This window comes from Borrelia sp. HM (assembly GCF_019669085.1).
GTDB lineage: Bacteria > Spirochaetota > Spirochaetia > Borreliales > Borreliaceae > Borrelia.
Window position 1 is genome coordinate 485,078 of the sequence record NZ_AP024401.1, and the last position, 21,703, is coordinate 506,780.

Below are 21,703 nucleotides of genomic sequence, written 5' to 3' on the forward strand. Positions count from 1 at the left end.
GGTCTATAATGAGATTGTTTTTTATATTTCCCCTATTTTGTTTGTATGTTTCTAGTGTTTTTTCTCAAGAGCTTAAGTTAATTCTTAATTCTAAAGATGGATTTAAATTTATTCAGGAAGCTCATAATATTAGCTTTGCACGAGATAGTCGGGGCATTCTTGGGATTTATTTGGATAGATATAAGGGAATTTCAGATTTTGATAATATTGATTTGAGATTAGAAATGGGAAATAATAATATTATCAATGATGCTGCTTTAAATTATTTTGTTGATGCAAAAAATGCAAAGATTTCAAATTTTTTTCATAATATTTCAGGAAGTTCTTTAATTTTTTATTCAGGTCGCAATACTGTTAAACTTCAACCATTAACTAAAAAGGCTTTATTTTATTCTGGTAATATAATTTCTGATTTTACTATTCAGTTTTGGGCTTATCGTTCTACTTCTGTTACTGGAGAAGTTATTGTAAATTGGAACGGATATAAAAATGTTAAGGGTGTTTGGTTAGATCAAGCTATTCGTTTAGAGAGTGAAGGCGGTACTTTCATTTGGAATTTTAATAATGTGTTTTTAAATGATAATGGAGCACCAGTTAAGATTAAGATGAGAAGTTATGATGATTTTATCCCAAAAGAATGGCATTTGCATACTATTAGGTATAGGCAAAAAGATGGTTTATTGGAATATTTAATAGATTCTAAGCCTCAAGCTATAGAATATGTTACTGCTGATAAAACAGAAGGTGCTGGCTATTTATTAAATATTGGTGATTTTATTGATTTTACATTGGGACAATATTTTACGGGAGCTATTGAAAATTTTGAAATTCATAAAAGTTTTGAAGAAGTGCATAATGCTTTCTTTTCAAAGAGCAAAGGATATATTGTTACAGAACCAATAAAGTTGTCCAAAGATTATTCTCAAATTTTATCTATTGAATTTGATAGTGTAAAACCAAAAGATACAGATATTGTTTATTATTATAAGTTAGATAATAAAATATTTTATGGAAAAGATGAAAATGGACAGATAAAAAAGAATTTAACAGGAGATTGGATTCATTTTGATCCTAAAAATGGATTGCCTAAATTTAATACATCAAAGTATATTCAAATTAAAGTCGAATTTTATCCAAGTGGTATTCCTTTAGAAAGTCCAGCTCTTTATAATATGGTTATAACTTATACACCTGAGGCTGCTCCTTTCCCTCCTTTAGTAACAAAAGCCGTTCCTGGATCTGGTGAAATATTGCTTGAATGGTTTCCTGTTAATAATAATAATATTGGAGGTTATTATATTTATATTGGTGTTAGCCCTGGCAATTATCATGGTAGAGTTGGCAGTTTTTTATCATCTCCTATTGATGTTGGAAATCAAACCTATTTTAAAATTACAGGTCTTGAGAATGGAAGACTTTATTATATTAGTGTTGCTTCTTATAATTTAGATAAGAGTGTTAATGCAGCTTCTTTCTCAAAAGAGATTTCCGTAAGACCTATGGAGCTTTTTGAGCAATATGAGTAGCTTGAATTTTGAAAAAGCCTTTGAGCTTTATAAAAAAGGTGATTTGAAAAATGCACTTTTAAATTTGGATGTTTTTGATGATAGCTTTGATGTTTTATCTCTTAAATCTTTAATCTATTTTAGATTGAAAGATTATAAGGCACTTCTTTATATATTAGATACTTATCCTGTTTTAAGTGAATATAGTTTTTTAGTTAAAATTTTACATTATGGTAAGTTTGATGGTAAGGAAGAAGAATTGAGTTATTTTCAAAATTATAATCTTGGAGTTTTTTATTTTGGATTAAAAGATTATGAGAAGTCTTTAAATTGTTTTTTAAAAGCCAACAAACAAAATTCTAAGTTTATTCAAGCCATTAATAATGCCTCTATTGTTCTTGAGATACTGGGTAGAAGAGATGAGGCTATTGAGATGATTATTAGGGCTGCTGATGTGGATAAAAATAATGCTCTTGTTAAGTTAAATGCTTGGTTTTTAGAAAAAAATTATATCTTTGAAAAAGAGGAACCATTAAAGATAGATGAGAGCTTTTCAGAAGTTAACCTTGCTCTTATTGTTAATTATTTAATGTATTATCTTTATTATATTAAAGATATAGGTGGTGCAATTAAACTTTCTGAGCAATTTTTAACAGATTCAAGTTATTCTAAGTATATTTGGCATAATAGAGCAACTATTTTGCATAAGATAGGTAGTATGACACAAGCCACTCAATCTTATGTGAAAGCTATTTTAAATTTTCCTAATATTTACACAATATATAATATGCATATTGCTACAATAAAACTGTTAAATTTTTCTCCTAGAAAATCTATTGAGAGGATGGTATCAGATTATTCTGATATGGATTCAGTTTATTTTTACGCGTTCTTATTTTTTCTAAGAAATCGAGAACTCGAAGATGCTTATTTTTATCTGAAAAAGCTTTGTGAACTTAAACCAGATATTTATTCTAATTTTTTAGGTTTGATTGAAGCTAGAGAAGATATTTTGATTGAAGAGCTCTTAGATGAGTTTGCAATGGCTTTAAAAGATAAGTGGGTGCTTGAATATCAATTTTTTATTGACAATTCCTTAAATTTAAGAGATCCTGTGTTTGTATTTAGTTATGAAAATAGAATTTGTCCTTATATTTGGAAAATTAAAGATGAACATATTGAGCTTAGAGCTAGCAATAGTGAGGTAGAAATTACCAAAAAAATTTTTTCAGATGAGCTTATGTGTATAAAATTTGATGTTACAATTAAAGAGTTTAAAGATTTAATAAAAGCTTATATAGATTTTAAGAACAATTGTTAATATTAAAACTTATTTTATTGACAATATGATGACTCTGATATACTATTTTGATATATACTTACTTATTGGTATATCGTAAGGAGAGATGCCAGAGTGGCCGAATGGGGCTTCCTGCTAAGAAGTTGTCCTTCTAAAAGAGGGACCATGGGTTCGAATCCCATTCTCTCCGTAGGGAGTTTTTGCTAAGATTTATCTTGACAAAGGTTTCTTAGATTTATTAGTATTTATATTAATTTAGGAGAGGTGGCAGAGTGGTTGAATGCTACGGTCTTGAAAACCGTCGTAGGGTAACCTACCGTGAGTTCGAATCTCACCCTCTCCGTCATTAGTTCATAATGATTTAATTGTATAATTAGTTTTTAATTCTCAGTATTTTGATCGATTGGGAATGTAAATTCAGTCTTTCCTTCAGCTCGTGCACGAATTACTAGGGGATCATAAAATATTACTACCTTATTATTTTTAAAATAGTATTTATATTGTCTAAAGATCTCTTCAAATTCTTTTTCAAATTCAGGGTTATCCTTAGAATTAATTGTGAATTTTATAAATTCTGTTTTCACTTGTTCTTTTAGTACTTGCATTAAAGAGTCTAATTGGTCTTTAGAAATTATATCTGATAGTTTTATTTTTTCTTTTCCTCTTAAGTTAATTGGATGATATGTTGTCAGTCCGTTTGCATCATATTTGTTTATTAAATATTGAGAATATAGAATTGATGTTATTTTTAGAGCTGAGTTTTTAAATATTTCAAAGTCAGCGTAATAGAAAGGTTCATAGTTATATTTTTTTGTTTCCCTTGTTTTAAGGAATTCAGTTTCGTTATAAGCTTTCCATTTTGTTATAAGCTCTTCAAATCCAAGATCTAAACCTTCTATGGTAGGAATTTGAGCATCTATTTGAAAAATATTATTATTTGGGTCGGTAACTGTTTCTTTGATAATTTTTGTTTCAATATTAATATCAGTGCTTTCTGTTTTTTTTTCATTTTTTTGACATGATATGAATATGAACAATGAAAATATTGCTATTATGATTGAAAGCTTGCTTGTCATTTATTACTCCTTTTTATGTACGAATTTCATGTTTTAGTTTTTACTAATTGTAATAAATAATAATTTTTATTACAATTGAAGTAAAATATTGTTTGTGCCCGTAGCTCAGTTGGATAGAGCATTAGATTGCGATTCTAAAGGTCAGAGGTTCAAGTCCTCTTGGGCACGGAAATTTATTAATTTTGGAGAGATGGCCGAGTGGCTGAAGGCGCACGCTTGGAAAGCGTGTATACATGAAAATGTATCATGGGTTCGAATCCCATTTTCTCCGTTTCCTAGGACCCGCACTATTGAGTGTTGCCTAATCCCGTCAGGACTGGAAGGTAGCAGCGGTAAGCAATTATTTGATGAGTGCGTAAGTCTTAGGATAAATTTAATTTGCTTTAAGTAAACATATGTATTTTTATAAAAAGTTAATATTTAATCAAAATATTCATGTTATATTATATTTTATTTAGTAATAATTTTTCTTGTTTAAATTATTTTGCTTTTATAAGTTTAGAGCTAAAATAAAATTATCATTTAATGTGTGGGGATAATGGTGTGATATCTGCAAGAGGTACTGCTATTAAGAGGCGTCCCAGAGATTTTAATTCTCTTGAGGGTCAAGATTTTGTTGTTGAAACCTTAAAACATTCAATAGAAAACAATAAAATAGCAAGTGCTTATATATTTTCAGGACCACGAGGAGTTGGTAAAACTTCTTCTGCAAGAGCTTTTGCAAGATGTTTAAATTGTCACGTAGGCCCTACAATTGTTCCTTGTGGTATTTGTTACAGTTGTAAATCTGTTGATAAAGATAATAGTCTTGATATTGTTGAAATTGATGGAGCATCAAATACCTCTGTTCAAGATGTAAGACAAATTAAGGAAGAAATATTATTTCCTCCTGCTAATTCTAGATATAGAGTTTATATTATTGATGAAATTCATATGCTCTCTAATTCTGCTTTTAATGCTCTTTTAAAAACAATTGAAGAACCCCCTAGTTATATTGTTTTTATTTTTGCTACAACAGAGGTACATAAACTTCCAGATACAATAAAAAGCAGGTGTCAGCATTTTAATTTTAGACTTTTACCTTTAGATAGTATTTATGAAATGTTAAAGAAAGTTTGTATTGAAGATAATGTTAAGTATGAACATGAAGCTTTAAGGTGGATTGCTTATAAGAGTGGAGGGAGTGTAAGGGATGCTTATACGCTTTTTGATCAGGTTGTTTCATTAAGTAATGCCGACATAAAGTTTGAACAAATCAAATCTAAGATGGGATTAACCAGTGACGATTTTTTAGAAAAATTGGCATTAAGTATTCTTAATGATGATTTAAAGGGATTACTTTGTGTTTTAGATGATGTTTTTTTAACGGGAATTTCCTGTGAACAATTTCTTATTGATTCAATTGAATTTTTTAGAGAGATATTATTTATCAAATTAGATATTAAAAATCTTACATTTATTGGGGTTAAATCTGAAATCTTAAAAGAAAAATTGTTAACTTTTGATTTAAAGCATGTTGAGAGAAGTATTAGTGTATTGCTTGAAACTTATAGGGATTTGCAATTTTCAGTAAATCCTAGGTATGAACTTGAGATTAATTTTATTAAGATACTGAGACTTAAAGATTATGTACCAAATCATGTTTTAATTGAACAAATTAAAGATATTGAAGCTAAAGTGTCTGATGAGGTTGGTTTTAGTATGAATTCTCTTGATTGTGTTGCCGATTTAAAACTAAAATTAGATAATATTGATTCAGTAGAAGAGTCGTTAAGTATTAATGAAGATAAAGTTGATACTGCTTTTTTGGAGACTGAAATTAATAGTTTTGAGAATCTAAAATCTGATGATGGTAATGATATTGATGAGATCTTTATAGAGACAAAAGATAGTTTTAATGGGATAGATGATAATAATAAAATTAAAGAGCGTTTTATTTATTTAGTATCTAAGTATGTTCAAACTTTAGTATATTCAGGAGAGGTTCATATTGATAAAGGGATACTTTATTATAAGATTTTTAGTGGGTTTGAGTATAATCAGTTGCAAGCTTATCAAAATGAAATAATAACTGAATTTCGTAAAGAATTTCCTAGGTTCAATGTTATTTTGCAAAAGCAGTTTAAAGATAATGATGATGAGTTTGAAAGTGATGTATTAAGGATTAAAAATATTTTTGGAGCAAGTGAGGTAAAGGAGTAGAGTATGTCAATAAATCCATTTGATTTTTTAAAGAATATGTCAAATTTTAAAGGTAATATTGATAACATTAAAAGAGAAATCTCTCAAATTGTTGTTTCTGGCAGAGCGGGAAGCGATGTTGTTATTGTTGAAATGAATGGAGAATTTGTTGTGAAGAAAGTGACAGTTAAGGAAGAATTTTTTAGTGACTTAGATAATGAGTCTCTTGAACATATGATAAAATCAGCTTTTAATGATGCTATTTCTAAGGTTAAGGAAGAAATAAAGTCAAAAACAATGGGTTCTATCCCATTTGGGATTTAAATTTGGTTATAAAAGATTTAATTGATTTGGTTTCTAAGTTGCCAGGTATAGGTAAAAAGACGGCAATAAAGATGGTATATGATATTCTTTATAGTGGTGAAGATTATGCAAAAAATTTGGGACAAATTTTAATTAATCTGCACGCTAGAGTAAGGGAGTGTAAAAACTGTTATAACTTTGCTGAGGGGGAATATTGTGATATTTGTGCAGATTTAAGTAGAAACAAAGATTTAATTTGTGTTGTAGAAACACCCCAAGACTTAGATGTTATTGAGTCTACTAGAGAGTATAATGGATTTTATTTTGTACTTCATGGCCATCTTGATCCTTTAAAAGATATTGGTCCTGGTAGGTTAAATCTTGATAAGTTAGAGACTTGTGTTAGATCACTTAAGGCTCAAGAAGTAATTATTGCTACAGAATTTAGTATTGAAGGGGATGTAACAGCAAATTATATTAGTAATATTTTAAAAGATTTAGATGTTAATGTTACAAGAATAGCATCCGGTCTTCCTGTTGGAGGTAGGATTAGTAGTTCTGATAAAATTACTACTCTTAGAGCTTTACGTTTAAGACTTAAGATGTAAAGTTTGACACTTTGTTATTTTTTAGTTTTTAAAAAAGATTTTGCATGATTTTATTTTTATTTAATTGTTAGTTTTAGTTTTTTCATTTATAGTTTTTGAGATTAAGATTTAAAAAAATCAATTTTATTTTTAACTTTTTATTTTGTCTTTGCAATTTAGCCTCATAAAGTTAATAAATTATGTCTTATAATTAACTTAAATTTTGTTTAAAAACTAGGAGATAGTTTTATGTCTATTTTAATACAGAAAACTTTATGTATTATTAAACCTGACGGAGTGAGAAGGGGTTTGATTGGTAATATAATTTCTAAATTTGAAAGAGCAGGATTAAAAATTGTGGCTGCTAAGATGGTTTTAGTCACTAGAGAAATAGCTGAAGCACATTATTTATATGATGATATTGCCTTAAGGCATGGCGAGGTTGTTTGGAGATCTTTGATCGATTTTATAATGAGTTCACCAGTTTTTGCTTTTGTTATTGAGGGTGTTGAGGTGATCGAAGTTGTTAGAAAATTTTGTGGTACTACAGAGCCAAAAATGGCTTTTCCTGGTACAATAAGAGGTGATTTTGCATATCATAGTTTTAACTATGCAAATGAGAAAAAGTTTTCAGTTTATAACGTAATCCATGCTTCTTCTAATGTTGCTGATGCTTTTCGTGAAATATCTGTTTGGTTTAAAGAAGATGAAATTTTAACCTATAAAAGAAATGATGAAGTTGAACATTATTATGGTTGATATTAATATGCAAGTTTCAATAAAACCTATTTTGAAATGGGCTGGAGGAAAGACAAATTTACTCAAATCTATTTTAGATAATATACCTCTTATTTTTAATAATTATATTGAGCCTTTTGTAGGTGGAGGGGCATTATTTTTTGCTTTGAATTTACAAAACTCAATTATTAACGATATTAATTCTAATTTAATTAATTTTTATAAGGAAATTGCTTATAATTTGGATAACTTTTTATTAGGAATAGAACAATATAATCATATTCCTTTAACTAAGGAGCATTATCTTAATATTAGAAATAGTTTCAATAATGCAAATTTGACTAATTTAGAAAAAGCATGTATTTTTCTTTATTTAAACAAGACCTGTTATAATGGTCTTTATAGGGAGAATAGCAAGGGGCAGTTTAATACTCCTTTTGGTCAATATAAAAAAATTAGTTTTTATGAAGTTAAGAATTTGCAGTTTGCATCTAGGCTTTTAAGGTCAGTTAGAATTTTAAGCACAGATTTTTTTTATTTACTTAATTTTATAGAAAGGGATGATTTTGTTTATCTTGATCCCCCGTATATACCTTGCTCGAAAACAAGTAATTTTACGAATTATAGTAGATATGGGTTTGATTTTAAAATGCATGAAAAATTGTTACATTTTTGTGACAATATAGATCAAATTGGAGCTAAATTTTTGCTTTCAAATTCTTATACTAATTCTAGTCTTAAACTATATAAGAATTATAATGTTATTTTTGTTGATTCTAAAAGAGTGATTAATTCAAATCCAGTTGGACGTGGGAGTATAAAAGAAATTTTAGTGAAAAATTTTTAGGAGTGTTGCATAATTATTATGTTATGGCTTATTTAACCATAAAAATGTGGATCACTTTGAGAAAGTGAAGTGAGAATTTTTTTATTTGTGAGCAATTTATATTATAAATCTTTTAGGTTCAAAATAGTATTAATAGTTATCTAAATCTGGAAAGTTAAAGTCGTATTGGAATTTTATTGTTTATTTTTTAATTGGAAAGATTAAATATTGCTTGGTGAACTTGTGCAAGGGTTTGTATAATGAGAATTATTTTGTTTTGTTTTTTACTGCTTTTATTTTTTTTAAGTTGTACTTTTGATTACAGTGAGTATTCTGAGCGAACAAAAGCTGCCAGGGATACTCCTTCAATACAAATATTAGGTATTAGTTATCATAATATTGTAGATGGTAAAAAGCAGACTATATTAAAAGCTTTAAGCCTAACTTATTTTCATTATGATAAGATTTATAAAATTGATAATGGAAGATTTTTATATCATGCTTTAGAAAATCGAATATCAGGAAAATTTAATGTCTTGGAAGGTTCACATGTTACTAAGGATTCAGACATGAGAGATTCTGTAGAATTAAAGATAGAAGATAAGAAGAACTATTATTTGATTAATACTAATAGGCTTTTATGGCGAGATAAAGAGAAAAGATTGTTATCTCCACCAAATGAGTCAGTGTTAATTAGATTTGATGATAGTAATATAACTGGAAATGGGTTTTCATATTTTTTAAATAACAATAATTTTTATTTTTATTCTGGTATCAAAGGACTGGTAAGGTGAGAAATTTAATTATTGGCTTAATTTTAATTTCTTTTTTTAGTAGTTATGCGCAAGATAAAGAAGATTTAGATGAATCTTTGAAATTGAAAACTGTAGATAAGCAAAAGAAAAAGAATGAATTTACTTTTAAATCAGATTTTTCTCATGGTATTTTGTCTCCTCTTTATAGAAAAATTGTTTTAAAGGGAAATCCTGAGGTAATTTCATCTGATTTTAAGCTTAGAGCTGATGAAATTGAAATTTATGGTGAGGGAAGTTCTTATATTGAAGCTCGTGGAAATGTTTATTATGAGGATTATGCAAATAAAATGAATGTTAAGTCTCAGTTTTTATTTGTTAATAGAAAACTAGATAATTTTTATCTTCATAGAGATGTTGAGCTTGAAGATTTGGACAATGAACTTGTTGTTAAAGCAGAAAGAATTGAGGGTAGTCGAAAAACAAATATTTATATTATGCAGTATTCTGTTAAAATATATAAAGATGATACTTTTGCAAGAGCTGAAAATGGAATTTATAATAAGGAAGATAAAGAGATGATTCTTGAAGGTGTTCCTGTAATTTATCAAGGTGATAATTATTATTCGGCTTCAAGAATTGTCTTTAATACAGAAACTAATAAATATAATCTTGAGGGTGATGTTGAAGGTAAATTTACTCAAATGGAAGAAAATGTTTCTCGGTAAAAGAAATAAAATGAAATTAATAAAAGAAAACCTTAGTTTTAACACTAACACTCATATTGTGCTTAAGGTAGATAACATTGTTAAGAAATATGGAGAAAAACTAGCTGTTAATGGGGTTACAATTGATGTTAATCAGGGTGAAGTTGTAGGTCTTCTTGGACCTAATGGTGCAGGAAAAACTACAACCTTTTATACTATTGTAGGTTTTATTAAAGCTAATAGTGGGAGTGTCTTGCTAAATGGTTATGATGTTTCTAGTCTTAATATGTATGAACGAGCACGGTTAGGAATTGTATATTTGCCACAAGAACCATCTATTTTTAGAGAACTTACAGTTGAGGATAATATTTTAGTTGCGCTTGAGAGGAGAGAAGACTTATCTCAAGTTGAGCGCAAGATGGAGCTAGAAAATCTTCTTAAAGAGTTTGAAATCAAGAGGATACAATATCAAAAAGCCTATACTTTATCTGGTGGAGAGAGAAGGCGAGCTGAAATAGCTAGGGCTTTAGCAGTTAGTCCATATTTTTTATTGCTTGATGAACCTTTTGCAGGTATTGATCCTATTGCTATTAGTGATATAAAAGATATAATAAAAATTCTAAAAAGTAAGAATATTGGGGTTTTAATTACTGATCATAATGTAAGAGATGCTTTTGATATAGTAGATAGAGCTTATATTATTTATCAAGGACAGGTGCTTGATGAAGGAAATGTTGATTATATTATAAATAGTGATAAAGCTAAAAAGCTTTATCTTGGTAAAGAGTTTAAATTATGAAAATAATAGAAAAAGAACTTTATTATGAATTCGAATTAGACCCCAGTGTTAAGTTGATCTATACTAAGAAACCTTTCAATTTAAGTATAAGAGATATTAATAGTGATAATTTAAGTTTTATTCCTAAGAACAAAAATATAAAATATTTAAAGCAATTACATACTAATGTTGTTTATAAAGTCTTTGATGATTTTGTTAATTTTCAGGAGGGAGATGGATTTGTTTCTTCTTCTGGTAATATTGCTCTTCTTACTTATCATGCAGATTGTCTACCAATATACATATTTGATAGATCGAAAAAATATATTGGACTTGCTCATAGTGGATATAAGGGTAGTTTTAAGCTTATAATTTTGAAGATGTTACTTATGTTTGAAAGCATGGGTTCAAATTTTAATGATTTGAAAGTTGTCTTTGGTCCTTATAATAGATCTTGCTGTTATGAAGTTTCTTTAGAGCTTTTTGAAGAAGTAAATTCAAAATTTAGTAAAAAGTTATTAGATATGTCTTTTTATAAAAAGGATGATAAAATATATTTTGATAATGCTGATTTTAATTTAGAATTGATTTCTAATTTTAATTTAGATATTGAGGATTCAGGCTTGTGTACTTATTGTAGTCGCAATCTTTATTCTTATAGAAAATTTAGAGGAAAGAGAAGTTACGCTTCGATTTGGAGAACTTAATTTGACTGTTAAAGAATTATCATCTACCTTAGATGAAATGTTTAAGATAAAAGATTATGAGGATATTGATAAAAGTGTTAATGGACTTCAAGTGGGTAATTTGAGATTAAAAGTTAAAAAGATTGCTTTTGCTGTTGATGCAAGTATGGCAACTTTGAAAGAAGCAAAGGATTGTGATTTATTAATAACTCATCATGGAATTTTCTGGTCAAAATCAGAAAAAATTATTTCTGGAATGTATGAAAAAGTTAGATGGCTTATTGAAAATGACTTATCTCTTTACTGCGTTCATTTACCAATGGATGCCCATCCTGTTTATTCTCATAGCAAGGTTTTTTCTGATTTTTTAGGATTTCATAGTCCTATTTCCTTTGCAAATTATAAAGGATTTAAGTTGGGTATTATTGCTGTTTCGAGTCTTAATTTTTCTGAAATTTTGAAGAAAATTGAGGCTCATAATAAGCACGTTCTTTATTATAAACAATTTAAAGAACATGTTCAAAAGGTAGCAATTATTAGTGGTTCTGGAGCTTCTTTTTTTGAGGAAGCGTTAGAACATGATATTGATTTGTTTATCACAGGAGATACTTCTCATCAGATATATGCTTTAGCTGAGGAATATGGTGTAAATTTAATATTTGCTGGTCATTATTTTACTGAAACTTTTGGTTTAATGAAATTAATGGATGATCTTGGTAATCAGAAAAAATTAGATGTGAATTTTATTTTACAAGATACTAGTTTATAAGGATTGTATATGAATATAAATAAGCAAAGACTAATAAATAATTTAATATTTGTTTCTACTTTGGTTTTTTTTGATCAATTATCTAAGTATTTAATTGTTAAATATGTAAGAATTGGAACTGAATATTTCTCTTTTTTTGGAGATTTTTTTAAAATAATACATGTTAGAAATACTGGTATTTTATTTTCAATAGGTTCTAATATAGATTCTAGTTTAAAGAATTTATTTTTTCTTATAGCTCCGATTATTGTATTAGCTTTTGTTTGTATTTGTATATTAAAAGAACGCAATAGAATTGCTAGAATTTCTCTTTTATTGATTTTATCTGGGGGCATTGGGAATATTATTGATAGAATTTTTAGACCTTTGGGAGTTGTAGATTTTTTAGATATTAAATTTTTTGGTATTTTTGGACTTCAAAGATGGCCCACTTTTAACTTTGCAGATACTTATGTTGTTATAGGAATGACTTTATTTATAATTTATGATTTATTTGTAATAAAAAAAAAGTACTGATTTATGAGAATTCTTTACTTTATTTTGTGTTCATTGATTAATTTATCTTTAATGTTTTTGTTTTTTTTTCTTGAGTTTCTTTTAGTTGCAAAAGTTAATATTATTGTTTCTTATTTTTTTCAATTTATTATAGTTTTTCTTATGATTATAATTTCAATTATGATAAGCTATTTTTTATCAAGCATTATTATAAAAAATGCTATTTCTAAATTTTTCAATCTAGATTAAATAAAGAGAGAGGCTTTGGTGAGTTTGCGGATTTTGGTTACCGGAGAGGTTGTAGGTAAGCCTGGTATTGTTGTAATAAAAAATTTTTTGTCTTCTTTTAAACAGAAGAAGCAAATTGATTTTGTAATATCTGGTAATAATTTTACTACGGGATTTAGAGGGCTTTGTAAAAGACATGCGTTTCTATTAAAAAAATATGGTATTGATGTTTTGACCTTAGGAGAAAACGCATTTGTAAGAGCTGAACTTAATGATTATCTTGATAAATATAATTTTATTTTAAAGCCTCTAAATTATCCTACCAAATTAAGAGGTTATTCTTATTTTATTTACAATGTTAATGGCAATAAAATAGCTGTAATTAGACTTGTTGGACAAACAGGTATTACAAAATATAATTTTAATAATCCTTTTTTTGCTTTTGATTATTTTTATGAAAGAATTAAGTCGCATACGAGCAATATAATTGTCATTTTTGATTCAAACACAACGGCTGAAGTTAATGCTATGTTTTTTTATTTAAAATCTAGAGTTAGTGCTTGTTTTGGTACTGGTAAGAGAATATTAACAGCAGATCTTAGAATTTTAGATAGTACTGCAGTTATTACTGATCTTGGTAGGGTTGGTAGCTTGAATAGTGTGATTGGATATGATCCTAAATTTGAGATAGATAAGTTTTTAAAAGGATTTTTGAATAATCGATTTACTGAATCTTGGGAAGGGCTTGGTTTTAATGGTGTTATCCTTGAGATTGATAATGGTAAATCTGTTTGTGTAGAAGTTGTAAGGGAATATATAGAGTTTGATGGTAATCTTGACAATAGAAGTGATATTTAAAATGTGTTTTAATTTCTAAAATTAATTTGATTTATACGATTTTATTTCTTATGGAGGCGGAACATGTATAGCTATATTGTGGACGGTGGTTTTAAAATAGGTGGAATAATAAAAGCTAGTGGCAATAAAAATGCAGCTTTGCCTTGTATTACTGCTGCTTTACTTACAGATGAAGAAGTGATTTTAGAAAATATTCCAAATATTAAAGATGTAGAAGTTATTTTGGATATTTTAAAGGATCTTGGGGCTTGGATATCACGCGAGGGTGATGTTGTTAAAATTAAAGTTTTAAATGTTGTTAAAACTAATATAGATTCTTCTTTGGCAGATTTAATTAGGGCTTCAATTTTGTTTTTAGGTCCTATGCTTGCTAGGTGTGGTAGGGTCAATATTGCTCCTCCTGGTGGAGATGTTATTGGAAAAAGGCGTCTTGATACTCATTTTTATGGACTTTGTAAGCTTGGTGCTAGATTAATAAATAATGAACATATTGTTTTAGAGATCGATAAGTTGATTGGTGCTGAAATGTTTTTAGATGAGGCATCAGTTACTGCTACTGAGAATATTGTAATGGCTGCTGTTCTTGCTATTGGTGATACAGTAATAATGAATGCTGCATGTGAACCACATGTACAAGATTTGTGCAATATGTTGAATTCTATGGGTGCTGATATATCTGGTATTGGTTCTAATATGCTTAGAATAAGAGGTGTAAAAAAGTTAGGTGGAACTAGATTTCGTATAGGAGCTGATTTTATGCAGGTAGGATCTTTAATTAGTCTTTCTGCGTTAACAGGAGGTGAGCTTGAGATTAAAAAGGCCGATCCCAAAAATTTTGTTTTAATCAAGCATGTATATTCAAAACTTGGTATTAATTTTGAGTATGATAATGACAACATATATGTTAAGGAAAAACAAGATTTGAAGGTAAAGTTAGATTTTGGAGGGCATATCCCTAAAATTGATGATGGGCCGTGGCCAGCTTTCCCAACAGACCTTATGAGTATAATGATAGTAACTGCTACTCAGGTTCAAGGAACTGTTCTTATTTTTGAGAAAATGTTTGAATCTAGGATGTTTTTTGTAGATAAACTTATTAAAATGGGTGCTCAGATTGTTCTTTGTGATTCTCATCGTGCTGTAGTTACAGGAAAAACTATCCTTAAAGGAAGTAATGTGTCTTCTCCTGATGTTAGAGCTGGTATGTCTTTGCTTATTGCAGCTCTTTGTGCTAAGGGCGAGAGTCGTATTCAAAATATTTATCAGATTGAAAGAGGATATGAAGATGTTGTTGATAAATTAAGTTGTTTGGGAGCAAGGATTAGAAAAGTGTTAGAAAAGTAGAAATTATATTTTTTTTCTTAAAGGATTAATTTGATTGTTGAGTGAAAGAAAGATACTAACAATTTTATTATTAGTGTTGTATAAATTTAGGGTTATGTAATATTTAATATTAAAAAGCTTGGTATTTATGTGTTGATATATTATTATTTAAAAAGGAAAAAATTGTCTATGTAGGTTTCAGATTTAATTTAATTTTTTAAATTAAATAAATAAATAATTAAATAAATTGTATATGAAGTCTAATTAAATTTTATAAGTGTAATATGCAAGATGTGCTTTTATGATAATAAGTAAGACTAAAACTAGAGAATTAATATTAGAAGGTAACATATATCGAGTACTTTTGGTTATCAGTTTCCCTGTTGTGATCACTAATATGCTTCAGGCTCTTTATGAGCTTACAGATATGTTTTATGTTGGAAAACTTGGGGCTATGGCGATTGCTGCATTGTCTCTTACTGTTCCTATTAATTTTCTTATTATGGTTTTTGCTATGGGAATGGCTATTGGAAGTGTGTCTTTAATGTCTAAATCTATTGGAGAGGAGACTTTTTCTAAATTTTCGAAATATGCAGGTCAGTTAATATTTTTAAATTTTGTATTGTCTTTGTTTGTTACTATTTTAGTTTTAATATTTATAGATTTTATATTGGATGCTATGAGTGTAAGTGGTGAACTTAAAGAGCTTACAAAAGCCTATTTCCGTGTTGTAATTTATACAATACCTGTAATGTTTTTAAGTACTTCTTTTATATATATTTTAAATGCTCAAGGAGAGACTATTCTTGCAATGGTATTAATTTTGGTTGCAAATATTATTAATTTTATTATTGATCCAATATTAATGTTTACTTTTGGTTTGGGTATTACTGGAGCTGCTTGGTCTACTCTTTTGTCAAGATTGATGACTATTCTTTTTTATTTTTTTTTAACTTACAAATTAAATTATGGACTTAAAATACGTTTAAGAGATATTATTCCAAATATTCCTATAATAAAAAATATTGTTAGTTTGGGACTTCCAGCTTCTTTTGGACAGACTATGGCTTCATTGTCGTTTTTTATTTTTAATTATATTGCAATTCAAATCGGTCCAAAATTTTTAGCTGCTTATGGTATGGCCAATCATATTATTTCATTTTTACTTCTTCCTGGGGTAAGTATTGGTACTGGAATTATTACAATTGTTGGACAAAATCTTGGTGCAAAGAATTTTGATAGGATTAAGGATATTTTTAAAAAAGGATTTTTTATTACACTAGTAATAATGGTTTCTTTTGTAGTGTTTTTAATATGTTTTAGAATAGTTATAATACAAATTTTCACAAAAGATTTAGAAGTTTTTAATTATGCTAATAATTATTTATTAGTGGCATCAATTGGAGCTATTGGATTTGGATTGCAGCAAGTTTTTTTTGGAGGATTTATTGGCATGGGACTTACAAGACTTGTGATGGTAATTATTTTTATTCGTCTTTGGATTATTCGTTTGCCAGCTGTATTTATATTTCAATATTTTGGAATGTTAGAAAATTCTTTAGGATATGCTTTTACGATTTCAAATTATGTGGCTTTAATTATCTTATTATTCATAAGTCTTAATTTTAGATATTGGATAAAGAAATGGTAAGATTATATATAATTATTTGATTTGGTTTTGGTTAGAATAAATCCTATATACCTATATAAATTTCAATTTAATTTTTGCAATTAGTGGGTAAATCATATAAGGTTGGATATTAATAAATTAATCTTGTTTTAAAAAAATATAGAATACATTTTTTTTTCTTTTATTAATTTTAATGTTTAGTTTAAAAGTTTTTTCTTCTCCTGCCTTAAGTTCTTCTTGAATTATGCAACCTGTTTTGCTTCCTTTTTTAAAAATTGCTAATGAATTTTTTTTTATATTTGTTTTTTTATTATTTTTAAGAGTAATAGTTAAATGATTTTTATCATTATTTTTAAATTTTACTATTTTAATTTTTTCTGTATTTTTATTTATGCTGATAATATGAGTAATTTCTCTGGCAATTTCCTTTGATTTTATAGAATTATTTTTTATGCATGACATAGTCATTGATAAAATAAATATTGTAATAGTGTTGAATGGTATTTTTTTTAGATTATATTGTGACATATCGTTATTTTATTGTATCCTCTTTAATGATAAGATTGGAAATAGTGAGTAAATTTTGCTTTATTATTTTATTTTTTGCTAAAAAATTATTGTCTTAATTATTTGTAAGTTATGTTTATGGAATTGTTGTTTATTTGCATTAATGATTCAAATAAATATAGGAATATAGTCAATATATTGACTATATTTTGCATAATATGTAAACTAATAGAGTTATTAAGAATTCTTTTAGAAAAACACGAAAAATCGGGTCAATTTCTAAGAAGGTACATTTTTTAATATGATTATTTATTGTGTAAATGTTATATGTTTATATTAATTATCTTAATAAAGAATTAAAATGGAATTCTTAGAAATTAAGAGTTTTAAAGAATAAATGAAGATTTGGAATACAAATTTGGGAGGTGATTAATGGCTAAAGAAGTTTTTCAAAGAACAAAGCCACATATGAATGTGGGTACAATAGGGCATGTTGATCATGGTAAAACAACATTAACTGCAGCTATTAGTATTTATTGTTCAAAGGTAAATCAAGGTGCTAAGGCGCTTAAGTATGAAGATATTGATAATGCCCCTGAAGAGAAATCAAGAGGAATAACAATTAATGCTAGACATATTGAATATGAAACTGAAAGTAGGCATTATGCTCACGTAGATTGTCCTGGACACGCTGACTATATTAAAAATATGATTACAGGTGCAGCTCAAATGGATGCAGCAATATTGTTAGTTGCAGCTGATAGTGGAGCAGAACCTCAGACAAAAGAGCATTTACTTCTTGCACAGCGAATGGGAATAAAGAAAATAATAGTATTTTTAAACAAATTAGATTTAGCAGATCCCGAACTTGTTGAGCTTGTTGAAGTTGAGGTCTTGGAACTTGTTGAAAAGTATGGATTTCCTGGTGATACTCCAATAGTAAAAGGTTCAGCTTTTGGAGCTATGTCAAATCCTGATGATCCTGAATCCACTAAATGTATAAAAGAACTTCTTGAATCTATGGATAATTATTTTGATCTTCCTGAAAGAGATGTTGATAAGCCGTTTTTGCTTGCTGTTGAGGATGTTTTCTCTATTTCTGGACGTGGTACTGTTGCTACTGGTCGTATTGAAAGAGGCCTTATTAAGGTTGGGCAGGAAGTGGAAATTGTTGGAATTAGAGAAACTAGAAAAACAACTGTTACTGGTGTTGAAATGTTTCAAAAGATACTTGAGCAAGGTCAAGCAGGAGATAATGTTGGTCTTTTGCTAAGAGGTGTTGATAAGAAGGATATTGAAAGAGGTCAGGTTATTTCTGCTATTGGTACTATTACTCCTCATAAAAAATTCAAAGCCTCAATATATTGTTTAACTAAAGAAGAAGGTGGTAGGCATAAGCCATTTTTCTCAGGATACAGACCGCAGTTTTTCTTTAGAACCACAGATGTTACTGGTATGGTTAATTTAGAGGGCAAAGAAATGGTTATGCCTGGAGACAATGTTGATATTGTTGTCGAACTTATATCATCAATAGCAATGGATAAAAATGTTGAATTTGCTGTTAGAGAAGGTGGTAGAACAGTTGCTTCAGGAAGAATTCTTGAGATATTAGAATAGTGTAAAGTTTAGAGAGCTTTTGTATCTCTAAAGTTTAGGAGAATAAATTGATTACTAAAGATAAGATACGAGTAAGGCTTTTTAGTTTTGACGTTAAGATATTAGATCAGAGTGCTGAGTCTATTGTAAGGGCTGTTCAAAAGTCTAAGGCTCAAATTAAAGGTCCTATTCCTTTGCCGACAAAGATAAAGAAATATACCGTTTTACGTTCTCCTCATGTTAATAAAAAATCAAGGGAACAGTTTGAAATGAGAACTCATAAAAGGCTTATTGATATTTTAGAGCCTACTTCTGCTTTGATGGACTCTTTGATGAAATTGGAGCTTCCTGCAGGGGTGGAAGTTGATATTAAGCAGTAAAATAGATTTTTTAAGTTATGAATTTGAGGTGTTTTAATGTTGGGATTGATAGGAAAAAAAGTTGGCATGACGCAGGTCTTTCAAGATAATGGAGTTGTGGTGCCTGTGACAGTTATAGAATTTGAGCCCAATTATGTTATAGGAAAAAAAACAGTAGAAAGAGATGGTTATGATGCTCTAGTTATGGGGTCAGTTGATCTAAAGAGTTCTAAAATTTCAAAGCCTATAAGAGGTCAATATAAGCTTTTAGAGAATATTGAGCCTAAAAGGTATATTGTAGAATTTAAGGGGCTTAAAGGTTATGAGGCAGGTGATGAAATTGGTCTTGATGCTTTAAGAGAAATTAAATACGTAGATATTACTGGTACTACTAAGGGTAAGGGCTTTCAAGGGGCTATGAAGAGGCATAATTTTAGTGGAGGGCCATCTTCTCATGGTTCTAAGTTTCATAGGCATCTTGGTGGTACAGGGCAAGCTACTACACCTGGTAGAACTTTTAAAGGAACTAAAATGGCTGGTAGGATGGGTGGCGAACGACAAACTATTCAAAATCTTGAGATTGTTTTTATTGATGAAGAAAAAAGAGCTATTTTGGTAAAAGGAGCTGTGCCAGGAGTTAAAGGTTCTTTTGTTGTTGTTAAAAAGGCAAAAAAAGTGGGTGTTTAGTATGGAAAAGAGAGTTTTTTCTAAAGATGGACAAGAACTTAGGTTTATAGATTTAGAAGACAAAGTTTTTAATATAGATGTTAGTTATGGTTCTATATATAATGCTATTAATAATGAGCTAGCTAATCTTAGAGTTGGAACAGCTTCAACTAAGACTAGATCTGAGGTTAGAGGTAGTTCAAAAAAGCCTTGGAAACAAAAGGGTACAGGACGTGCAAGAGTTGGTACTAAGAGAAATCCAATTTGGGTTGGTGGGGGTATAGCTTTAGGACCAAAACCAAGAGACTATAGTTATAAGCTTCCAAAAAAAGTTAAAAGACTTGCTTTTAGGTCTGTTCTTAGTTTATTGGCGTCTTCAGAGGATAAATTTAAAGTTGTTGAAAATTTTACTATTGAATCAGGGAAGACAAAAGAGCTTGCATTGATAATAAATCATTTTATAAATACTCATGGAAAAACAGTTGTTTTATTGGGTAATGATGATCAGATGATTAAAAGAGCGGGGAAAAATATAAGAGATTTAAAGATCTTGTCTTTTAATAGACTTAGAGTTGTTGATTTATTTTATGCTAAAAATTTAATAGCTCTTGAGTCTGCTATTAATGGGCTTAATGAGCTTTATCTTAAATAAGATTGATATTAAGGATGAATTATGAAAGCTTATGATATAATAATTTCGCCTATGCTTACTGAAAAAACTAATATTCAAAGAGAGAATATAAATGTTTATACTTTTAAGGTTAAGAAGCAAGCAAATAAAAAAGAGATTGGTGCTGCGATTAAAGAGCTTTTTAATGTTACTCCAATATCATGTAATTTGCTTAATGTTAAGAGCAAGGTTAAGAGGGTTGTTTCAAGAAAAGGTTATCCTATTGGCAAAGGTAAAACCTCTTCTTGGAAAAAGGCATATGTTTATCTTAAAAAAGAAGATAAGATAGATATTTTTTAGTGATTTTGGAGAAAGGGAAATATGGGTATTAAAACTTATAGGCCAAAAACTTCGTCTTTACGTTATAAGACAACTTTATCTTTTGATGATTTAAGTAAGAAGGGTAATAACCCTTTGAAGTCTTTAACTAAGGGGAAGGTATCTAAGGCTGGAAGGGATTCTTCTGGGAGAATTAGTGTTAGAAGAAGAGGTGGAGGACATAAAAGACGGTATAGAGAAATTGACTTTAGAAGAAGAGATAAGTTTGGTATACCTGCTCGAGTTGTGTCTATTGAATATGATCCAAATAGAAGTTCTAATATAGCTTTGCTTGTTTATCAGGATGGAGATAAAAGATATATTATTGCTCCTAAAGGAATTAAAGTAGGCGATATTTTACAAAGTGGTCCAGATGCTCCAATAAGGATTGGCAATTCTTTGCCTCTTGAAAATATTCCTATTGGTAAAGCTGTACATAATATTGAGCTTAACGTTGGAAAAGGTGGACAGCTTGTTAGAGGTGCTGGGGGGCATGCTATGGTACTTGCCTCTGAGGGAAATTATGTAACAGTTAAGCTGCCGTCTGGTGAAGTTCGAATGATTTTTAAAAAGTGTATGGCAACTCTTGGAGAAGTTGGAAATGAAAATTATGTTAATATTTCTATTGGTAAGGCTGGTAAGAGTAGATGGCTTGGAAAAAGGCCTAAGGTGAGAGGTGTTGCAATGAATCCTATCGATCACCCACACGGAGGTGGTGAGGGTAAGACTTCTGGTGGTCGTCACCCTGTATCTCCTTGGGGTCAGCCGACTAAGGGATATAAAACACGAAAGAAACATAAATACTCAGACAAGTTTATCATTAAAAGAAGAAATAAGTAGGAGTG

Annotated in this window: 25 protein-coding genes, 4 tRNA genes and 1 other RNA gene; 28 read left to right on the forward strand and 2 right to left on the reverse strand. The window is 28.9% G+C overall.

Annotated elements, in window-relative coordinates; translation table 11 throughout:
* Positions 1-8 precede the first annotated feature (8 nt).
* The 4 genes from K5563_RS02270 (at position 9) to K5563_RS02285 (ending at position 3,148) form a co-directional block, all read left to right on the forward strand.
* A complete protein-coding gene (locus tag K5563_RS02270) occupies positions 9-1,526 on the forward strand; it encodes a fibronectin type III domain-containing protein (protein ID WP_221037387.1) in 1,518 nt (505 codons plus the stop codon).
* Positions 1,519-2,826 (forward strand): hypothetical protein, encoded by a 1,308-nt coding sequence (locus K5563_RS02275; protein WP_221037388.1) that lies wholly within the window; start codon positions 1,519-1,521, stop codon positions 2,824-2,826. The genes K5563_RS02270 and K5563_RS02275 overlap by 8 nt, the downstream gene beginning before the upstream one ends.
* 79 nt (positions 2,827-2,905) lie before the next feature.
* Positions 2,906-2,995, forward strand: a tRNA-Ser gene (locus K5563_RS02280).
* A gap of 68 nt (positions 2,996-3,063) precedes the next feature.
* A tRNA-Ser gene (locus tag K5563_RS02285) sits at positions 3,064-3,148 on the forward strand.
* A gap of 37 nt (positions 3,149-3,185) precedes the next feature.
* Here K5563_RS02285 and K5563_RS02290 read toward each other — a convergent pair.
* A complete protein-coding gene (locus K5563_RS02290) occupies positions 3,186-3,881 on the reverse strand; it encodes a DUF3298 domain-containing protein (protein WP_221037389.1) in 696 nt (231 codons plus the stop codon).
* Positions 3,882-3,975: 94 nt separating this feature from the next.
* Here K5563_RS02290 and K5563_RS02295 point away from each other — a divergent pair.
* The 18 genes from K5563_RS02295 to K5563_RS02375 all read left to right on the forward strand — a co-directional run bounded on the left by K5563_RS02295 (position 3,976) and on the right by K5563_RS02375 (position 16,763).
* A tRNA-Arg gene (locus K5563_RS02295) sits at positions 3,976-4,049 on the forward strand.
* Between the two features lie 16 nt (positions 4,050-4,065).
* Positions 4,066-4,152: transfer RNA gene (locus tag K5563_RS02300), tRNA-Ser, on the forward strand.
* 3 nt (positions 4,153-4,155) lie between these two features.
* Positions 4,156-4,251, forward strand: an RNA gene (gene ffs / locus K5563_RS02305) — signal recognition particle sRNA small type.
* Positions 4,252-4,424: 173 nt separating this feature from the next.
* Complete coding sequence (dnaX, locus tag K5563_RS02310) at positions 4,425-6,083, forward strand: DNA polymerase III subunit gamma/tau (RefSeq protein ID WP_221037749.1); 1,659 nt, start codon at positions 4,425-4,427, stop codon at positions 6,081-6,083.
* A gap of 3 nt (positions 6,084-6,086) precedes the next feature.
* Positions 6,087-6,386 (forward strand): YbaB/EbfC family nucleoid-associated protein, encoded by a 300-nt coding sequence (locus K5563_RS02315; protein WP_221037390.1) that lies wholly within the window; start codon positions 6,087-6,089, stop codon positions 6,384-6,386.
* A gap of 2 nt (positions 6,387-6,388) precedes the next feature.
* Complete coding sequence (gene recR, locus K5563_RS02320; RefSeq protein ID WP_221037391.1) at positions 6,389-6,973, forward strand: recombination mediator RecR; 585 nt, start codon at positions 6,389-6,391, stop codon at positions 6,971-6,973.
* A 228-nt stretch (positions 6,974-7,201) separates the two neighbouring features.
* A complete protein-coding gene (locus K5563_RS02325) occupies positions 7,202-7,711 on the forward strand; it encodes a nucleoside-diphosphate kinase (RefSeq protein ID WP_221037392.1) in 510 nt (169 codons plus the stop codon).
* Positions 7,686-8,537 (forward strand): DNA adenine methylase, encoded by an 852-nt coding sequence (locus K5563_RS02330; protein WP_255571075.1) that lies wholly within the window; start codon positions 7,686-7,688, stop codon positions 8,535-8,537. The genes K5563_RS02325 and K5563_RS02330 overlap by 26 nt, the downstream gene beginning before the upstream one ends.
* 239 nt (positions 8,538-8,776) lie before the next feature.
* Positions 8,777-9,310, forward strand: coding sequence for a hypothetical protein (locus K5563_RS02335; protein ID WP_221037393.1), 534 nt, complete (start codon positions 8,777-8,779; stop codon positions 9,308-9,310).
* Positions 9,307-9,996 carry a hypothetical protein gene (locus K5563_RS02340; RefSeq protein WP_221037394.1) on the forward strand — a complete coding sequence of 230 codons (690 nt, stop codon included), beginning with the start codon at positions 9,307-9,309 and terminating at the stop codon, positions 9,994-9,996. The genes K5563_RS02335 and K5563_RS02340 overlap by 4 nt, the downstream gene beginning before the upstream one ends.
* Positions 9,983-10,774: an LPS export ABC transporter ATP-binding protein gene (gene lptB / locus K5563_RS02345; protein WP_221037395.1), complete on the forward strand. Its 792-nt coding sequence runs from the start codon at positions 9,983-9,985 to the stop codon at positions 10,772-10,774. The genes K5563_RS02340 and lptB overlap by 14 nt, the downstream gene beginning before the upstream one ends.
* A complete protein-coding gene (gene pgeF, locus K5563_RS02350; protein WP_221037396.1) occupies positions 10,771-11,460 on the forward strand; it encodes a peptidoglycan editing factor PgeF in 690 nt (229 codons plus the stop codon). The genes lptB and pgeF overlap by 4 nt, the downstream gene beginning before the upstream one ends.
* Position 11,461: 1 nt before the next feature.
* On the forward strand, positions 11,462-12,208 hold the full coding sequence (locus tag K5563_RS02355) for a Nif3-like dinuclear metal center hexameric protein (RefSeq protein WP_221037751.1): 747 nt from the start codon (positions 11,462-11,464) through the stop codon (positions 12,206-12,208).
* A gap of 9 nt (positions 12,209-12,217) precedes the next feature.
* Positions 12,218-12,724 carry a signal peptidase II gene (gene lspA, locus K5563_RS02360; RefSeq protein WP_221037397.1) on the forward strand — a complete coding sequence of 169 codons (507 nt, stop codon included), beginning with the start codon at positions 12,218-12,220 and terminating at the stop codon, positions 12,722-12,724.
* 3 nt (positions 12,725-12,727) lie between these two features.
* Complete coding sequence (locus K5563_RS04275; protein WP_255571076.1) at positions 12,728-12,952, forward strand: hypothetical protein; 225 nt, start codon at positions 12,728-12,730, stop codon at positions 12,950-12,952.
* Between the two features lie 18 nt (positions 12,953-12,970).
* A complete protein-coding gene (locus K5563_RS02365; protein ID WP_221037398.1) occupies positions 12,971-13,789 on the forward strand; it encodes a YmdB family metallophosphoesterase in 819 nt (272 codons plus the stop codon).
* Positions 13,790-13,852: 63 nt separating this feature from the next.
* On the forward strand, positions 13,853-15,133 hold the full coding sequence (murA, locus tag K5563_RS02370; RefSeq protein WP_221037399.1) for a UDP-N-acetylglucosamine 1-carboxyvinyltransferase: 1,281 nt from the start codon (positions 13,853-13,855) through the stop codon (positions 15,131-15,133).
* Positions 15,134-15,413: 280 nt separating this feature from the next.
* Positions 15,414-16,763, forward strand: coding sequence for an MATE family efflux transporter (locus tag K5563_RS02375; protein ID WP_221037400.1), 1,350 nt, complete (start codon positions 15,414-15,416; stop codon positions 16,761-16,763).
* Between the two features lie 117 nt (positions 16,764-16,880).
* On the opposite strand, the gene K5563_RS02380 is transcribed toward K5563_RS02375, so the two are convergent.
* A complete protein-coding gene (locus tag K5563_RS02380) occupies positions 16,881-17,270 on the reverse strand; it encodes a hypothetical protein (protein WP_221037401.1) in 390 nt (129 codons plus the stop codon).
* A gap of 411 nt (positions 17,271-17,681) precedes the next feature.
* On the opposite strand from K5563_RS02380, the gene tuf reads away from it, so the two are divergent.
* The 6 genes from tuf to rplB are packed head-to-tail and all read left to right on the forward strand — an operon-like array spanning position 17,682 to position 21,698.
* Positions 17,682-18,866, forward strand: coding sequence for an elongation factor Tu (gene tuf / locus K5563_RS02385; protein ID WP_221037402.1), 1,185 nt, complete (start codon positions 17,682-17,684; stop codon positions 18,864-18,866).
* A gap of 47 nt (positions 18,867-18,913) precedes the next feature.
* On the forward strand, positions 18,914-19,225 hold the full coding sequence (gene rpsJ, locus K5563_RS02390; protein ID WP_011772424.1) for a 30S ribosomal protein S10: 312 nt from the start codon (positions 18,914-18,916) through the stop codon (positions 19,223-19,225).
* A 36-nt stretch (positions 19,226-19,261) separates the two neighbouring features.
* Complete coding sequence (gene rplC, locus K5563_RS02395) at positions 19,262-19,891, forward strand: 50S ribosomal protein L3 (RefSeq protein WP_221037403.1); 630 nt, start codon at positions 19,262-19,264, stop codon at positions 19,889-19,891.
* Between the two features lies 1 nt (position 19,892).
* Positions 19,893-20,522 (forward strand): 50S ribosomal protein L4, encoded by a 630-nt coding sequence (gene rplD, locus K5563_RS02400; protein ID WP_221037404.1) that lies wholly within the window; start codon positions 19,893-19,895, stop codon positions 20,520-20,522.
* A gap of 21 nt (positions 20,523-20,543) precedes the next feature.
* Positions 20,544-20,840, forward strand: coding sequence for a 50S ribosomal protein L23 (rplW, locus tag K5563_RS02405; protein ID WP_221037405.1), 297 nt, complete (start codon positions 20,544-20,546; stop codon positions 20,838-20,840).
* 21 nt (positions 20,841-20,861) lie between these two features.
* Complete coding sequence (gene rplB / locus K5563_RS02410) at positions 20,862-21,698, forward strand: 50S ribosomal protein L2 (RefSeq protein ID WP_221037406.1); 837 nt, start codon at positions 20,862-20,864, stop codon at positions 21,696-21,698.
* Positions 21,699-21,703: the final 5 nt, after the last annotated feature.

Coding starts and splice junctions, on each gene's coding strand:
- K5563_RS02270 (WP_221037387.1), top strand. CDS start 9: ATGAGATTGTTTTTTATATTTCCCCTATTTTGTTTGTATGTTTCTAGT.
- K5563_RS02275 (WP_221037388.1), top strand. CDS start 1,519: ATGAGTAGCTTGAATTTTGAAAAAGCCTTTGAGCTTTATAAAAAAGGT.
- K5563_RS02290 (WP_221037389.1), bottom strand. CDS start 3,881: ATGACAAGCAAGCTTTCAATCATAATAGCAATATTTTCATTGTTCATA.
- K5563_RS02315 (WP_221037390.1), top strand. CDS start 6,087: ATGTCAATAAATCCATTTGATTTTTTAAAGAATATGTCAAATTTTAAA.
- K5563_RS02325 (WP_221037392.1), top strand. CDS start 7,202: ATGTCTATTTTAATACAGAAAACTTTATGTATTATTAAACCTGACGGA.
- K5563_RS02330 (WP_255571075.1), top strand. CDS start 7,686: ATGAAGTTGAACATTATTATGGTTGATATTAATATGCAAGTTTCAATA.
- K5563_RS02335 (WP_221037393.1), top strand. CDS start 8,777: ATGAGAATTATTTTGTTTTGTTTTTTACTGCTTTTATTTTTTTTAAGT.
- lptB (WP_221037395.1), top strand. CDS start 9,983: ATGTTTCTCGGTAAAAGAAATAAAATGAAATTAATAAAAGAAAACCTT.
- pgeF (WP_221037396.1), top strand. CDS start 10,771: ATGAAAATAATAGAAAAAGAACTTTATTATGAATTCGAATTAGACCCC.
- lspA (WP_221037397.1), top strand. CDS start 12,218: ATGAATATAAATAAGCAAAGACTAATAAATAATTTAATATTTGTTTCT.
- K5563_RS04275 (WP_255571076.1), top strand. CDS start 12,728: ATGAGAATTCTTTACTTTATTTTGTGTTCATTGATTAATTTATCTTTA.
- murA (WP_221037399.1), top strand. CDS start 13,853: ATGTATAGCTATATTGTGGACGGTGGTTTTAAAATAGGTGGAATAATA.
- K5563_RS02375 (WP_221037400.1), top strand. CDS start 15,414: ATGATAATAAGTAAGACTAAAACTAGAGAATTAATATTAGAAGGTAAC.
- K5563_RS02380 (WP_221037401.1), bottom strand. CDS start 17,270: ATGTCACAATATAATCTAAAAAAAATACCATTCAACACTATTACAATA.
- tuf (WP_221037402.1), top strand. CDS start 17,682: ATGGCTAAAGAAGTTTTTCAAAGAACAAAGCCACATATGAATGTGGGT.
- rplC (WP_221037403.1), top strand. CDS start 19,262: ATGTTGGGATTGATAGGAAAAAAAGTTGGCATGACGCAGGTCTTTCAA.
- rplD (WP_221037404.1), top strand. CDS start 19,893: ATGGAAAAGAGAGTTTTTTCTAAAGATGGACAAGAACTTAGGTTTATA.
- rplW (WP_221037405.1), top strand. CDS start 20,544: ATGAAAGCTTATGATATAATAATTTCGCCTATGCTTACTGAAAAAACT.
- rplB (WP_221037406.1), top strand. CDS start 20,862: ATGGGTATTAAAACTTATAGGCCAAAAACTTCGTCTTTACGTTATAAG.